Here is a 14,668-nt window from a genome sequence, read left to right as displayed (position 1 = left end):
TCACGTACTCATCGCAGCTTTACCGACAGCAAACCTACCATGTTGCGTGATGCACGGCGCTTTCCCTACCCGGCAGCACATGAAGTGTGAAATCAATTCTTTGGATGGATTGCATTCGCATCCTGGATAGTGACAACACGTCTGAGGTCTGTGTCTCAGTCTCCTAGTCGCACCTGATGCCCTGATGACCGAACGCAATCTGTCGCTGGCAATTCTGGTGGGGCGAGCGATAATTTTGGTGATTTGCATGGCGGCGTCTTCCTGCAAGGCTCACATTGGGCACCGACTCTTCTGGGCTAGCAAACCCACGTGATGGTCACTCGCCAAGCAATGTCGGTTCTGCTCCATCCGGACGCGGGAAAAAATGTTGTTGTCATTCTACGTCTGATCAGAATGGTGCATCATCTCGGAATCGGTGGGCGACTTGCTCCGGAATTCGCATGGTGCACGACCGCGCGTCAGCAAGTTGTTCCGTCTGAGCCGAAGCGCCCCGATCCTAGAGAGCTTGACGGCCAATAAGTCTTCCGCAGAGTGCTTGGCAGTCGCATCGGAGTGCGGACAGATGCTTTGGTCAGGTTGTGGTCAGCTAGGTTGTATATCCTCCTCGGCAAAGCTTGTCGCGGCACGACTCAATCGCGTGCATTTTGCCGATCGGGAGCGATCTGATGTATGGCAGAATCGGTGGCTCCGTTTTGCGGAAGCGGTTGCCGGCCTGGAGCGAGGTGGGTCGTCGTCGGCGGGCGCGACGCCATACTCCCTGCGTTCCAATCCGCCCATTATCAAGATCGTCGACTGAGAATCTTTCATGCGCAAAGTGAAGAGATTCTTGTCCAGTGAAATCATGCACATCGCCAGTAACCCGCAGGAGTACTCGGATTTTGTTCGGAGAAAGCCGAGCGGGCTGCAACTGTCGGTGGGTGGAGGCTATTCCAGTACTTACGATGATCCGGGTAAGCACGCGCGATTTTTCAGATATCAGGTTGGGTGACGAAACTATAGGGCTTTTAGGAGCCGGAGGCTCGGTCAGGATCAGGGGGAGACCATTTTCGCCAACAGTTCGGGCGTAACGATATCACGTCCGTGGTAGACCTACGCGTTACTTATCCGCTCGCCGAGAACGCGGGCGATATCCTGCTGGAGCATGAACTGCGAATGGACGGCGATCATCCGCTGGTCTTATCACGTCCTGGCGTAGGAGGTATGGAACCCCATCTAGCGGAAATGGGTTTTGTTCGTGGGTCGCAATAACTGGGTGCTTGATCCTCAACAGCATCCAAAAGTGTGGACGAAGAACGAGAACGACCAGTGGCACCGAGTAGACAGGCCTACAAAGTATCTTTCCAAAGTCGAGGATAGCGATAGTCAAGAGAGCTGCGAGACGGATTCGTCTGACGATGATCCGTCGTATTACCTGGAGCGCGCTGTTCGAAGATTGCCTGTGGGACAAGACGATTCGAATGATAAGAGCGGGCTGGGACCGACTGGTATTTCGCTATTGCAGGGGCCGGTTCAGAAGTGAACTTGAAGGAAGCGCTCGCGCCGGATCGTGCTCCTCGCGCGTGACATATGCCCGGTTTCGAACGTCAAGTTTGACTTCCTCGGCTACTGCTTCCGGCCGCGACAGGCAAAGAGCTCTCAAAACGCCTCGGTGTTTTGCAGTTTTCTGCCTCGGCTCAGCGCTTCGGCGCTGAAGTTTATGCGGGCGGCAATCCGGGATTTAACCTCCGAAAACGGACCCATGTGTCAATGGCTGACATCGCTCGGCAGCTCAACCCCCTCCTGCGGGGGATTGTGTATTACGGTCGATTTAGGCGGGCGCCTCTGGGTCAATCCTTCGATACGTCAATCAGACAATCGAGGCTTGGATGATGCGGAAGTTCAAACGCTTTATGGGGTCGCAAGGCCAAGACCGGCCGCGTTCTCGAACGACTATCTCGCGAACGTCCCGGGTTGTTCGCACAATGGAAGATCGGCATACGCGGCTCGTTCGCCTGATGGGAGCCTAGTGACGCGAGAGTCTCACGCTGGGATCCTTGAGAGGCCGGCGGTGAGAGTCCGCCGGCCTACTCGCCAAAGCCGTCTGCCCGGATGTGTGAGGGCAACGCCAAATGGCCGAGCTACTCGACCACGATCCACGGCGGTGTGGGTTTCCTGTGCAACCGGAAAAACGCCCTTCGTCAGCTACTCGTCAGCCAGCCTGTCTATCCAGACAGGCTGCGCATTCTCGACTTGATTGGAGATGGAATATGACGGGCATTGGCCGATCTGGAAGATCGCGCACTGGAGATGCTGGAGCCGGATCGAGCAGTTCACGCTCGCACTCAAGTCTAGCCCCTGGGGAAGGCAGTCAATCGTTCGATTCCGTTGTGGAGCGGATGCGCTCTGGGCCCCAAGATAGAGGGACGCCCTCCGCTAGCACGGCGCGCGGTGCCGACGATGCCCTCGGCGACAGGTCTTCCGGTCCCTCCGTTGGCCCAGATCGAATCCTAGGCGCTGCGGCACGTGCAGCCGCTGCGCCACGTGCAGTCACTGCGCGGCGGCGCGGCTTTACCTCAGTGTCGGAGGGTGGAGACACGGCGCCGGTCGCCAGCCAGCCAACTTCCGGTGTGGCAGTCTCCATTTCCTCGTCAGAGGAAGAAATCAACGCAGCAAGGCGACACATGGACCGCCTGCGTGAGGAACTTGCCGCTTGCGGTAATGCGGGCATGCAAGCCCAGAACTCGGAGGAGGCGCTAGAGCTGGCCGATCGGTTCGTCAAAGCAGGCTCGGCAGTTCTGGAGTACTACGCGAGCCTGCGCCCGGCCGTCGCGCCGATCATTCTGTCCGACGCTGAGGCCCGTCAATGCTGCTCTGCCGTGCTCGATGCGGGGCGTCAAGGCAAGATTGTGGGCAGAGCGATTATCTCCGACTTGCAAGAGCGCAGAAAGAATTCGGCAGACCTGTTCCAGCGGATCAAATCCAACGCTACCCCCGACCAGTTGAGCCGAGTGGCTTCCAGTATGGTGAAGGACCATGTGCCTGTCATCGAGTGGTGGGGAAAGAAGCTGTTACGCTCGGAACGGATGGTGTCCGTCTGCGAGACCACTGCCAAGTTGCCAAGCACGACGCCCGAGATGCGGAAGCCCATCGAGGCCGCACTACGCCTGCATACCGGCTCGGCACTTTATGATGGGTGCTTGTATCTGGAAGCGCGGATTAAGCTCGCGAAGCTTCTGATTGAGTCTCAGGCGAGCACGTTTGAACCAACCGTGAGGGACGCCCTCATGGATGAGAACGGGCGGGTGCGTCTGCTCGGGACCTATATCCAGGATGCTTTTCCGGCATTCAACTCGACGTACAAAGCCGTTCTGAACGAGCACGGAGAGCCACTCGACGCAGAGCACTGCACCGTTCTGGAAGGAGTCATGGAACGGCATTCGGAATTGGCCTCAGGGGTGGAACGCATCGGTGCCACGCTAAGGGATGCTGGAACGGATGCCGGCCTTCTATTGGAACAGTTGGACCAGATCATGGAAGGTGCATGGGTCACCGCGCATCAAGTCACGCGACTATTGGCAGTGCAGCCAAAGACGCAAGTGGAGCCGCCTGCCCAGACTGCGATATCGGAAAAGACCGACTTAGCGGCTGAGAGCCACGCGGCGCGTAGGAAGGGGAAAGGCAAGCGCGCACCGGCCGCAGGCGAGGGGAGTTCGACGGCCGGGCTGCGCGAGCCGCAGCTCGCCAGGCCCGACGCTGCCACGGTTATCGTACTCTCGGATCTGGGTACGAAGAAACTCGCGAGTGCGGAGGAGGCACGCGCGAGGGCGTCATCATCGGCGACCGGGCACCTGGCGATGTGGCAGGCTCCGCCCTCCAGGAACGCACTGACGGGATTACTCAAGCGATTGGACGAGCTGCTGCAGTTCGATCTGCCGGCTCAGCAAAGCGCCGTCTCGCAAGCGCGCCAGATGAAGCCCGAGGACGCCGACCACGTCGTGGATCTCGTCCTTAAGCGCCTGCAGACGCAGGCCACCGAGATTAAGACCTGTGTAGCCGCGCTGGAGGAGCCCCGCCGACGTGGCCTACTCAAGCCTGCGCAATTGACCGAAGTGCACAACAAAATAGTCCGGCTTAAGGCGATGTTGTCCGAGGTTCAGGGACAGGCAAACTCAGTGAACGCGCAAAAGGCGGGGATCACGATCGATTGCATGAAGACCTATGCGTTTCCGTCGCAGAAGTACCTTGAACAGTTGCGGGCGGCCGAAGAACTTGCGTCTGTGTATTCACCCCAAGCCTTGAAGATCGAGCCAGCGACGCTGTTCGAGATCAAGCTGCAGCCCAAGGCGCTGCGCAGTGGTAGGACGCCAAATCCGATGTGGGTGCACATCCATACCAAGCTGCCGGTACGTGCCTCGCAGTTGGCCACGCTGGGCGTCGCCGACTTCGCCGCTTGCCACGTGAAGTCCCATGAACAGCGCGGCTACAATCGGCAATGGCAGAGCGCTCAAGCCGCCACGGGGCACGAGAACGTCGTGATCCACCGCGGCAAGCTCACGCCTGCGTTCTGTAAGTCGTTGTTGAGCATCGCCTCAGGCTACTCCCTTCCCGAGGCGGAGCACGCGTCGATGCAGTTCGCGCGCCTCAGGATGTAGTTACCTGAGTGTCTCGCGCCAGAGCGTCGCTGTGGTGACACCATCAAGCAGACCGCCACCGAGAGGAAATCCTCGATGAACTCGAAGCCGGCGCGGGCTCCTCGAACAGATCGACAACGGGGTCCGACTGAAATTCGATCGCGAGCGTGGAGACCCCGACTTCCTTTCGCTTGAAAAACAGCATCGCGGCGCTTGTCGCCGCGCTTGCGATGGCCGGGTCCGAATAGCCTAAGACCCGGCTATGCTTCAGATCGTGAATGAAGCAGTTTTGCGCATTTGTGTTCGAGATCCCATCGCCGATCGCTTCGGTAAGTGTCTGCGGCGCCGTGCTTAGCGCCCCACAACGATTGGGCTTCCCGGCCCGGAGCACCAAAATGCGGTGTAAAGGGCCAAACGCGTGCGGGCCAGCCGCACCGGGCTCTCGTGCTGGGGTGGACGGCCCTTTCCGCTACTCCGGGGGCAAGATGAGGAGTCGTCGCTGACCTCAAAGAAAGGAGACGCCGCGAAAACAATTGTTCGCATCGGTTTGAATACGTGAAGAGTGTAGTGCTTCAGCTGCATGGCGTTGACAGGACGGAGCAGCCGAGGGTTGAGGGCAGAAGGCACGGTCAAATTAACGAATTGGAGCGGCCGAGCGGGCAGACGAGCGGCATGCCAACCTCCCGGGGTTCTTTCTCGCCGTCATGGTTTCCCACCGGAAGTGATCTGCTATGCCGTTTGGATGTATTTCCCGTTTCCTTAAGCTCGCGCATTGTCGAGGAAATGCTGGCGGCGCGCGGCATTGTCGTGACCTATTAAACCGTGCGCCAGCGGGGAACCAATTCGGCAAGGCGTTCTCCTTTTGGATCCGCCAGCGCGCTCCGCGCGCGGCGACAAATGGCATCTGAACGAAATCGCTATCTCGACGCGGCCGAACAACATTGGCTCTGGCGCGCTGTTGACCAGAAAGGGCTCGTTCTCGAGGTCTTAATCCAGCGCCGAAGAGACTCGCGCGCTGCGCAGCGGCTTATTCAAGAAGGCCTTGAAATTCGGCGCCACGCCGCCGCGCGTCATGATCACGTACCAACCCAAGGGCGAGATGGGCTTTCACACCGATCGACCATCGCCACCACAAAGCTCTCAACCACCGCGCTGAGAATTCTCACCCGCCGACCCCGCGACGCGAGCGGATCATAAAGCGGCTTAAATCGTCCCGTCAGACTCAGCGGTTTCTGTCAGTTCACGATCCGGTCGCAAACCTTTTCCACGTCCCCTATTCCGGAGCCGTCACTGCCGACTTCCGTCGTGCTTCGCGCGAGCCAGCCTTTGCGATTTCCTGCGAGATCTCCGCGATAGGCGCTATCGCCGATTCTCAAACCCTGAGAAGTGCCTTCTTCGGTTCAGTGCCAGATCGCGCATGGGCTATCTCCAAAAATGGAAGCGGCAAGAGGAGAAGAAGTCCAGCGCGGGAGGATCGTGAAGATGGCTCGCCTCACCCCGCCGAGCAGATCGAGCAGAGCTACGACGACACCATGAAGGCGCTGGCCGACTATCTCACGCGCGAGCGCGACGCGGCAACCACCATTGAAATCCAGATCCTTGATCGGGACAGCCTCCGCGACGCCATCACGGAGGTCCTGGTTGACGCGCGCGTGCATCCAAGACCAAGAGCGGACGTCCCGGAGCGCGAATTATGACCGTTTGGATTTACGATCAGGGCGAGGTTCTGAAGGTCTTCGCGACCGAAGAGGTTGCGCAGGCATGGCTCGATGAGAACGATCCCGAGGGCGTCACCTTTGAGCACGAGGTGATAGGCCCGCCAGCGCGAACCTGCACCCGCAGAACAGGCCCGCCAACTGAGGCGGCGTTACTCTCTGTCCATTTCGGAGATTTACGGGCGCCTTAGAGGCTCAGCACCAGCATATACGCGAGGACCGTGGATAGAGCGCCCAATCCAACCATGGTGATTATGAAAACGAGGTCTGGCGCCGTCACGCTGCCCCCCATTTGGTTTCGCAAATCACCTGAATCTTACGCTTTACTCCGGCGGCTGCAAGCCGGGCGACATAAGCCATTCGGTCATGTGAGCGCCAACCTCGTTTTGTCGGGCTCTACGCAGTAAGGCTTCCCGCTGCGGTCCATGCGGGAGCTTCTTGGCTTGCTCGCGTAGGCTTTTCGCTTCTTCGGCAAGTCGTTCTTCCAAGGGCGAAGACTGGCTAAATCGGCGGCGCGCTCCCATGGCCTTCCTCCATGACGTAACCGGCAATTCAAACGCGAAAGTTCCGGGCCGGTTCCTCAAATCAGGCCACTGTGATTTTCAAACTAGGCCACCGTGCTCGGAAACAGGCCAGTACCCGAGGCAGCATGAGAACATTCCGCAAAACGAGAACAACGGGCTTCCATCAGGTGCGGCGGCGTCCGAGCCCCCGCGGATATGTAGGCCGCAGGTGCTACCTTATGACAGCTCCTGCGGCCGGTGCCGCGACGTTCCGCACGATCCGCGCGGCACGCCAAGTTGCTAGCACACAGGCCCGCTAGCGCGAACCGGCGGGGCTTTTGCTCTCCCGAAACGGGCTCGCGTCAGTCGAGATTGAACTTGTTTTGGAGAGCCCTGATCATGTCCTAGACGCTCCCTTGCCGCCAGTGCGTGGAACTAGTTTGATCTGCAAGCCCATGGCGGTGAGCACACTGAGAATTGTTGAAAAATTCGGAAGCCGTTGGTCGCCGAACGCGCGATAGATGCTTGTACGCTGCAGTCCAGTTTTTTTTTGAGAGTTCTGAAATGTTGAATTGTCTGAGTGCCTGCCCGATACTCCGCAAATTGTGTGAGGTTCACCCGAAGCGAGTGCCTCGTTGAGCTCAACGGCGAGCTGCGAAGGGACGTTTGGCCTGAAGGTCTTTGTCATTCGAGCCTTCCAAAGAAGATGGCCGGCTCTAAGAGCCGGCCCCTGTTCTTTTATGAAGCTGCTCAGTACCTCGCGATCGTCGGACCGCCGAACTTGTAGTTCAGGCGGACCAAGCCCATGTCAACGTCTTGGCGGATGCGGTCGCTACCTGCGAAGGCTCCAGCCGGCGTGGTGAAGTCGATCGTGCGATCGCCCAGGAAGATGTGGTTGTACTCGATGCCAACCGACCAGTTCGGAGCAAAGCCATACTCGAGGCCCGCGCCAACGGTGCCACCCCAACGGGTTTCACGCGCCGACGACAAGAGCGCGCCAGTCGGAATATCAAACACATCATACTTGTCGCCGACGACCGCGGCGCCGCCCTTGACGTAGAACAAAACATTGTTCCATGCGTAACCGACCTGCCCGGTAATCAGACCAAAAGAGTCGATGCGAGAGCGATTGCGATCAGTGCCAAACGCCAAGCTCGTGTTGTCGCCTCTGAAGTCAGCCCAGTTGCCTTGGCCTTCGAAACCGAACACCCAATTTGCCGACTGCCAGCGATAGCCAATCTGACCACCGACCGTGCCCCCGACAGCATTGTGGCAACCCTCGCCGACCAGAGCGCCTGGGACACCGAAAATGCCGGCTGCATCCACAAAATCCCAGCACTTGTGGCTTGAACCGCCGCCGCCGTTGATGCCGATGTAAAAGCCGCTCCAGTCGTAAACAGCAGCAATCATCGGAGGCGCCTTCGTATATGGCCGCGCGGCCAGATCCGCCGCACTGGCGGGAGCGACCAGCCCCAGAGTTAGTGTTCCGGCTGCAGCCGCTAAAAGCCTTTTCATGCGAGTGTCTCCCCAGAAATACGAGTTCAATGAATCGGATGCGTTTGGCTCCGTGCCCGATTAAGAGTACGTCGTTCGCCTCTACGTTGCTGTAGCCGGCTTGCAACACTCGCGGTCAAAGACGGGCGGGATTCTTCATAGTTATTAGATAGTTGAGTAAAATCCCGGTGGCGTGCACATCGGAGGCGGGCGGGCAAAAACGCCCCGCAGCGAATCGGGTTCTTCGTTTCCATGCCCACGACACGCAGTAGCTTGCTCTCCGACCGAGCTACTAGGAATCGATAATCTGCGAGGTACTTAGGATGCCGGTGATCGCGGTATGGCTGACGATCCCCTCGGTAATTTTGTCTCCAATTGGAGACAATCCTCATCCAGTCGAGCGCCCACACGCTTCCCCATCCAGACGGACTGCCGATCCGCCTGAAGCTCGCCACCACGTCCTCGCTCTGTTGAGGATCACATTTTTAAAATCGAAATGGGCACATGGTGTTTCGTGCCTGGTCGCGTCGGCATTGAGCACCTCCGCCAGTGCAGTCCGCCTCGACGAGGACCTTTATGGCCCGGACATTTCTGCGGCGAGCGATCAGCTGGGCCAGTCGCGCCCGGCTTGGCTTCATCTTCTGCTCGAGGCCGCAGACCTTCTGCGAAAGTTGGCCGGCGAGCGATGCCGGCGAGTCGCTGAAGGCTGTGCTTCGCAGATTAAGCCGCAGGCTCGATAGTTGGTCCGAAAACCGCATTCGAGATGTCTGGCACCGGGACCCCCGAGTGAAGATCCGGGCCGATGAGGTCAGCCAGCTGCGTGCGCTCGCAGAACCCAAACGCAAATCAGAGACTGTCCATGATTCTGAAGAGCTTCGAGCTACTACGCGGCGGCCTGCGTCGCCGCTCGGTGAGGTTTTTGAGGGGCGGAAAGTGTATACTTTCAACTTGTCTGCCGTCGCCATCGGTCTTACGGACGACGTCGACCGAAGCCGCTAAGATCGTGAGCGGTAATCCAACGTCAACCGTTATGGCTGCACGATGCGCCATCGCGGATGGGTGACGAGTACCGCGGATACGCACTGGCAAACGAGAACCCGTCAGCCCTATGTGGCTGGCGGGATTTTCTTTAGGCGCGCAGCCGAAGTCCTGCTGCTCGGCAGAGTGATCGCTCACCGCCTGAGAAGCACTAAAGGCAGAGAGAAACAGTGCAGGAACGTCGCAGACAAGAGCGCATCGAGACAAACGAGGTCGCCTACATCGGTTGGGTGGCGAGAACATCGGACGGTCGCACGATGAGCAGCCGAGCCGCTCCGAGGCCGTCGCGCCATCATTGCTCGCTTCGTGCCCTTGTTGTGCCCCAGCTTTTTTGGGGCACATACTCGGAGAACCGCGTCGCTAAGTGGCTGATTCCAAGGCATTAATGGTGGGCGCACAAGGGATCGAACCTTGGACCTCTCCCGTGTGAAGGGAACGCTCTCCCGCTGAGCTATGCGCCCGGGACCATCATGCAGGCGGCCGGACTTGCGGCCGGCCGGCACATTGGAGCCCGCGATTTAGAAGTGCGGGCCGAAGGTGTCAAGTTTCAAGGCGCCGTAGGGCCGGAAAACCTATCGCAAGCCATGCCATTCGCTGGTAGGCCGGGTTTCGGCCCGGTTAGGCGCCCTGCTGGCGGGCGCGGGAGGCGTGGGCCTGGAGGGCGCGGATGCGCTCGGCGAGCGTTCCACCGCCCTCGGGCAGGGTGGCCGTGGCCGCGCCGTTGGTCACAGCATCGTTGGCCGGGCGCGGTGCCGGCTTGGCCGGCTGGCTGGCGTCGGCCGCGAGCAGCGCCTCGATCGGCGAGTTCGGGCCTTCGAGCTGCATCGCCAGCTTGGCGACCTCGGCGGCGATGTCGTTGATGCGCTCGCGCAGCAGCGCGTTCTCCATCCGCTCGGTCGCCCAGGAGCTTTCCGCCTGCTGCTGGATCGCGTTGATGTCGCGCTGGAGTCTGGCGCGCTCGTCACGCGCGCTGCGGAGCTGCTCCTCCAGCGCGGTCTTTTCCGCGCGCAGCGCTTCGAACGGGGCCGACGACTTGCCGCCGCTCAAGGCGGCGATCTCGACGCGCAGCTCCTTGATGATGCGCTCATTGCTCTCGTTGGCCTGGCGCAGCTGGTTGTTCTCATAGTCGCGCTCGGCGAGCAGCTTGCCTTGGGTGGCAAGGCGCCCCTCGAGGTCGGCGACGCGGCTCGACAGCATCTCGGCCTCCTTGACCTGCACGATGAGCTGGCGATCGAGCTCGGTGACACGCTGGCTCAGATTCTCGACGCGGCCCCGGGCATCCGCGAGTTCGCGCGAGGCGGTCTCGGATTCGGTCCGCTCCTGCGCCAGGCGCACTTGCGTCGCGGCAAACTCCTTTTCGGCATCGCCGACGCGGTTCTTCAATTCCTCGATCTGCGCGCGCACGGCGACCAGCTCGACCTGGCGGCTCTCCGCCATCATCGAGCGGTCCGACAATTCAGAGTTGATCTTTGCAAGCTCGGCCTGCTTGTCAGCCAGCGCAATCCCGGCGGCGCGCAGCGCCTCGGTCTTGGCGTTGAACTCCTCCTCAGTGGCGCGAAGCTGCTCCTTCACCGCCCTCTCGCGCGCCTCCAGCGCGAAGATCGTGGCGTTCTTCTCCCCTAACTCGATCTTCATGCGGTTGATGGCGTCGCTCTTCTTGCCGAGTTCGGCGAGCTGGCTCGTGGTCTTGTTCTTGAGCTGCTCGACGCTCATCTCGAGCCGCCGCGCCGACATGGCGAATTCGGCGCGGAGCTGGTCCTTGTCGGCCTGGATCTCGGCCATCGAGAGCGGGGTGGCGGCCTCGAGCCGGCGCGTGGTCAGGCGCACCGCGCGGTTGTGCACCAGCGGCACGATGGCAAGCCCGCACAGCATCGAGAGCAGGAAACCGATCGCCAGGTACATGATCGGTTCGACCATGGGCCAGAACTCCCAGAGCTAAGGAAAAATTTACCAACGACAATGGCATGGCGCGCCGGCAAAAAGCCAGCCCCGCTCTGTCGTTAACCTTGATCCGTACCCAGTTGGGAGAAGAGACCTAGAACGGGTTCCAGGTCGCATTCGGCGTGAATTTGAGATAGCCGATATTGGCTCCGAGCCGCAGGCCGAGGCCGGACCGGATCGGCACCAGCACGATGTTGTTGGCGGTGAGCGCCGTCATGCCGAAGCCGCCGATGATATAGGCCGAGCCGTCGAGGCCGGCGAAGCGCTGGTAGATCGCGTTGGTGGCGGGCAGGTTATAGACGAGCGTCATGGTGCGGGCGCCGTCGCCGCCCCAATCGAAGCCGAGCGAGGGGCCCTGCCAATAGACGCGCAGATCGCCGGCGTTCTTGGTGTAGAGCGTGCCTTCGCCGTAGCGCAGGCCGGCGACGAAAGCGCCGGAACCTTCCTCACCCAGAATGTAGCCGTTCGGCAGACCCCATTGGCTGACCGCTTTCTCGATGATCGAGGCGAGCCCGCGCGAGACGTTGCCGAAGAAGCGGTGGCCCGCAGTCACGAGCTCGTCCGGCCCATAGGTGTTGGGCGTCGGGGCGCGCTGCGGCGGCGGCAGGTTGGGCGGGGGCGCCTGCTGGGCGGAGGCCGGCACGATCCAGCCGATCATCGCGGCGAGCGCGAGCGCAGCAAGGCGTGATGCGAAAGTCATAAAAGAACCCCTGGTATCGAAACCGATCGCTTCCTTAACCTGACGCCAACAGGCACGGCTCTAGGTTACGCCGGATGTCCCCTCGACTCGGATGTTATCCGCAGCAACTATGACGGCACAACGGCAGGAAGATAGCCCTTTGCGCCCCGGAATTGCCTTGATCGGCCGCCGCGTTTGCCTCGTCTGCCTGCTGGCGGGCATTTGGATCATCTGCCCGAGGTTGCCCGCAGAGGCAGCCACCACCGAGCGGATCGTCGTCAACCGCTTCAGCGGCGTCGCCGTCGAGGGCTTCGATCCCGTCGCCTATTTCGTCGATGGCGCGGCTGTGCGAGGGACGGCGCAGTTCGAGGCGAACCTCTGGGGCGCGGTCTGGCGCTTTCGAAACGAGGGCAACCGGGCCTCCTTCCTGTCCCATCCCGAAATCTACGGACCACAATTCGGCGGCTATGATCCGGCCGATATCGCCCGCGGCGTCGTCGTCGCCGGCAATCCCCGCTTCTTCGCGATCGTGGCGCAGCGGCTCTATCTGTTCAGCCGGGAAGCCAATCGCGACGCCTTCGTCACCAACCCGGAGCGCTTTCTCTATGAGGTCGGCAAGCGCTGGCCCGCCCTCCAAGATGAGCTTGGCCAGTAACAAGGGGTCAGGAGCGATCTACCGCCTGCGGGTCGCCCCAGGCAATGAACTCCGGGATGATGAAGCCGCTGTCGCTGCGCTGGCCGAAGCGGAGCTCGCCGCCCTTGCCGTCGGTCACCCTGCCGCCGGCCGCGGTTACCACCGCCGCGCCGGCCCCGACGTCCCATTCCGAGGTCGGTCCGAAGCGGGGATAGATGTCGGCGCTGCCTTCCGCGATCCGGCCGAATTTCACGGCCGAGCCGACTGTCTTTCGAACGGCATTGGGTCTGGCATCGATGAACGCCTCGCTCCTCGGATCGCCGTGCGAGCGGCTCACCGCCGCGATCCAGGGCGCGCCCTGCGCCGGAAACTTGCGGGTGTGAATTGGCTCGGGCGCGCCGATGGTCGTGCCCTCGAAGCTCACGCGCTCGGCGCCGCGGCCGATGACGCCGCGCCAGAGCAGGCCGAGCGCGGGCGCGGAGACGATGCCGAGCAGCGGCACGCCTTCAGTCACCAGGGCGAGGTTGACGGTGAATTCGTCGCGGCCGGCAACGAATTCCTTGGTGCCGTCGAGCGGATCGATCAGGAAGAAGCTGCCCTGAAACGGCGGCGAGGCGAACTGGGTCCGTTCTTCCGACAGGGTCGGCACGTCGGCCGCAAGCTGCGCCAGTCCCTCCGCAATGATGCGGTCGGCGGCAAGGTCGGCCTCGGTGACTGGCGAGCCGTCCTGCTTGCCCTCGACCCGCATCGCCGCACGGTTGACGGCGAGGATCGCTTCGCCTGCCTTCACCACCAGTGCGGTGAGCGGCTCCATCAGGCCGGTTGCGGCCGCGCCGTCGATGATCCGCTTCACCTGGATGCCTCATTCATCGGCAATTTCGTCCTTCTCGACTGATTCGCCCCGATTGATTCGGTTGGGGCTTTATGGCCACTTCTCATCGATCGCAAGCTAGCTGCCGCGGCCATGCGAATGTTAGAACCCGCAGCATCCGTCAAGCATGCGTGATTCGCGGCTCCAGCGCCGTGCATTCCAGGAACCCTCCAGGACCCCATTATATGTCTGACGCCTCGTCGCCCGCGACCGCTACTGCTCCCGATATGCTCGAACTCGCAGCGCTGTTGTGCTCGCGGGTCTGCCACGATCTCATCAGCCCCGTCGGCGCCATCGTCAACGGGCTCGAAGTGCTCGACGACGATCCGAAGCCCGAGGACCGCGAGTTCGCGCTCGACCTCATTCGCAAGAGCGCCAAGACGGCCTCGGCCCGGCTCCAGTTCTGCCGCCTTGCCTTCGGCGCCGCCGGCTCCTCCGGCGCACAGATCGATCTCGGTGATGCCCAGACCATGGCGCGCGGCCATATCGAGGACGGCAAGTGCTCGATCACCTGGAATCTGCCGCGGCTGCTGCTGCCGAAGAATCGCGTCAAGCTCCTGCTCAACATGCTGGTGGTTGCCCAGCACACGATCCCGCGCGGCGGCATGCTGACGGTCGATCCGATCGGCGAGGGCGAGACGATGAGCTTCCGCATCACCGCGACGGGACACAATGCGCGCCTGCCGCAGAACATCTCCGAGCTCCTGAGCGGCGAGCGCGGGCCTGCCGCGGATGCGCATGCGATCCAGCCTTATTATACGCGGCTGTTGGCGCAGGCCTGCGGGCTCACCGTGAAGCTCGCGCCGGAAGGCGAAGCCATCACCGTTACCGCTTCGTAAACGCGCCCTTTCGCGCTCGGAATATTAATCCAAACTTGACGAGGCGCTTCGGCTTGTCCGGAGCGCCTTATCTCTTTGTTGGTTCCGTTCTTTTGCACATACTCAACCAATATTAAACGCTTTGCGGTGAAGCTGGCCCCATTCCGAAATGGCGCATCACGCCTCGTGCGCGCCCTTCCTGTATGAAGGCCTGTTTTTCATGGATGATCTGTTGCGGGAGTTTTTGACGGAGACCAGCGAGAGCTTGGACACCGTTGACAATCAATTGGTGAAGTTCGAGCAGGAGCCGAACAACGCCAAGATCCTGGATAACATCTTCCGCCTGGTCCACACCATCAAGGGCA

Annotated in this window: 10 protein-coding genes, 1 tRNA gene and 1 pseudogene; 6 read left to right on the top strand and 6 right to left on the bottom strand. The window is 61.0% G+C overall.

What is annotated here, in order from left to right; genetic code table 11:
* The first annotated feature begins 2,246 nt into the window (after positions 1-2,246).
* From IVA78_RS25225 to IVA78_RS25215, 3 genes and pseudogenes are all read left to right on the top strand, one after another.
* A complete protein-coding gene (locus IVA78_RS25225) occupies positions 2,247-4,631 on the top strand; it encodes a hypothetical protein (RefSeq protein WP_346275313.1) in 2,385 nt (794 codons plus the stop codon).
* 721 nt (positions 4,632-5,352) lie between these two features.
* Positions 5,353-6,022 (top strand): annotated as a pseudogene (locus tag IVA78_RS25220) (DDE-type integrase/transposase/recombinase); the annotation flags it as partial.
* A 120-nt stretch (positions 6,023-6,142) separates the two neighbouring features.
* A complete protein-coding gene (locus IVA78_RS25215) occupies positions 6,143-6,307 on the top strand; it encodes a hypothetical protein (protein ID WP_247418597.1) in 165 nt (54 codons plus the stop codon).
* Positions 6,308-7,225: 918 nt separating this feature from the next.
* Here IVA78_RS25215 and IVA78_RS25205 read toward each other — a convergent pair.
* The 5 genes from IVA78_RS25205 to IVA78_RS25185 form a co-directional block, all read right to left on the bottom strand.
* Complete coding sequence (locus tag IVA78_RS25205; RefSeq protein WP_247458913.1) at positions 7,226-7,516, bottom strand: putative addiction module antidote protein; 291 nt, start codon at positions 7,514-7,516, stop codon at positions 7,226-7,228.
* 62 nt (positions 7,517-7,578) lie between these two features.
* On the bottom strand, positions 7,579-8,343 hold the full coding sequence (locus tag IVA78_RS25200; protein ID WP_247275794.1) for an outer membrane beta-barrel protein: 765 nt from the start codon (positions 8,341-8,343) through the stop codon (positions 7,579-7,581).
* Positions 8,344-9,746: 1,403 nt separating this feature from the next.
* Positions 9,747-9,821: transfer RNA gene (locus IVA78_RS25195), tRNA-Val, on the bottom strand.
* A gap of 157 nt (positions 9,822-9,978) precedes the next feature.
* The gene (locus tag IVA78_RS25190) at positions 9,979-11,277 is read right to left on the bottom strand and encodes a hypothetical protein (protein ID WP_247418590.1); all 1,299 of its coding nucleotides are present in this window, start codon (positions 11,275-11,277) and stop codon (positions 9,979-9,981) included.
* A gap of 118 nt (positions 11,278-11,395) precedes the next feature.
* Positions 11,396-12,001: a DUF1134 domain-containing protein gene (locus tag IVA78_RS25185; protein ID WP_247275792.1), complete on the bottom strand. Its 606-nt coding sequence runs from the start codon at positions 11,999-12,001 to the stop codon at positions 11,396-11,398.
* Between the two features lie 139 nt (positions 12,002-12,140).
* On the opposite strand from IVA78_RS25185, the gene IVA78_RS25180 reads away from it, so the two are divergent.
* Complete coding sequence (locus IVA78_RS25180; protein ID WP_247418591.1) at positions 12,141-12,635, top strand: YHS domain-containing (seleno)protein; 495 nt, start codon at positions 12,141-12,143, stop codon at positions 12,633-12,635.
* Between the two features lie 7 nt (positions 12,636-12,642).
* Here the strand turns inward: IVA78_RS25180 and IVA78_RS25175 are convergent, their stop codons facing one another.
* Positions 12,643-13,467, bottom strand: a complete 825-nt coding sequence (locus IVA78_RS25175; protein ID WP_247468426.1) for a 3'(2'),5'-bisphosphate nucleotidase CysQ — start codon at positions 13,465-13,467, stop codon at positions 12,643-12,645.
* 203 nt (positions 13,468-13,670) lie between these two features.
* On the opposite strand from IVA78_RS25175, the gene IVA78_RS25170 reads away from it, so the two are divergent.
* Both IVA78_RS25170 and IVA78_RS25165 read left to right on the top strand, forming a co-directional pair.
* On the top strand, positions 13,671-14,324 hold the full coding sequence (locus IVA78_RS25170; protein ID WP_247418593.1) for a histidine phosphotransferase family protein: 654 nt from the start codon (positions 13,671-13,673) through the stop codon (positions 14,322-14,324).
* Between the two features lie 199 nt (positions 14,325-14,523).
* Positions 14,524-14,668: Hpt domain-containing protein (locus tag IVA78_RS25165; protein WP_211407755.1), on the top strand; the 145-nt coding region annotated here is incomplete at its 3' end.

Source organism: Bradyrhizobium sp. 137, from assembly GCF_023074095.1.
In the GTDB taxonomy this organism is placed as follows: domain Bacteria; phylum Pseudomonadota; class Alphaproteobacteria; order Rhizobiales; family Xanthobacteraceae; genus Bradyrhizobium.
This window is presented reverse-complemented; position numbering and strand designations above follow the sequence as displayed.

Coding starts and splice junctions, on each gene's coding strand:
- IVA78_RS25215 (WP_247418597.1), top strand. CDS start 6,143: ATGAAGGCGCTGGCCGACTATCTCACGCGCGAGCGCGACGCGGCAACC.
- IVA78_RS25170 (WP_247418593.1), top strand. CDS start 13,671: ATGTCTGACGCCTCGTCGCCCGCGACCGCTACTGCTCCCGATATGCTC.
- IVA78_RS25185 (WP_247275792.1), bottom strand. CDS start 12,001: ATGACTTTCGCATCACGCCTTGCTGCGCTCGCGCTCGCCGCGATGATC.
- IVA78_RS25225 (WP_346275313.1), top strand. CDS start 2,247: ATGACGGGCATTGGCCGATCTGGAAGATCGCGCACTGGAGATGCTGGA.
- IVA78_RS25190 (WP_247418590.1), bottom strand. CDS start 11,277: ATGGTCGAACCGATCATGTACCTGGCGATCGGTTTCCTGCTCTCGATG.
- IVA78_RS25205 (WP_247458913.1), bottom strand. CDS start 7,516: ATGACAAAGACCTTCAGGCCAAACGTCCCTTCGCAGCTCGCCGTTGAG.
- IVA78_RS25200 (WP_247275794.1), bottom strand. CDS start 8,343: ATGAAAAGGCTTTTAGCGGCTGCAGCCGGAACACTAACTCTGGGGCTG.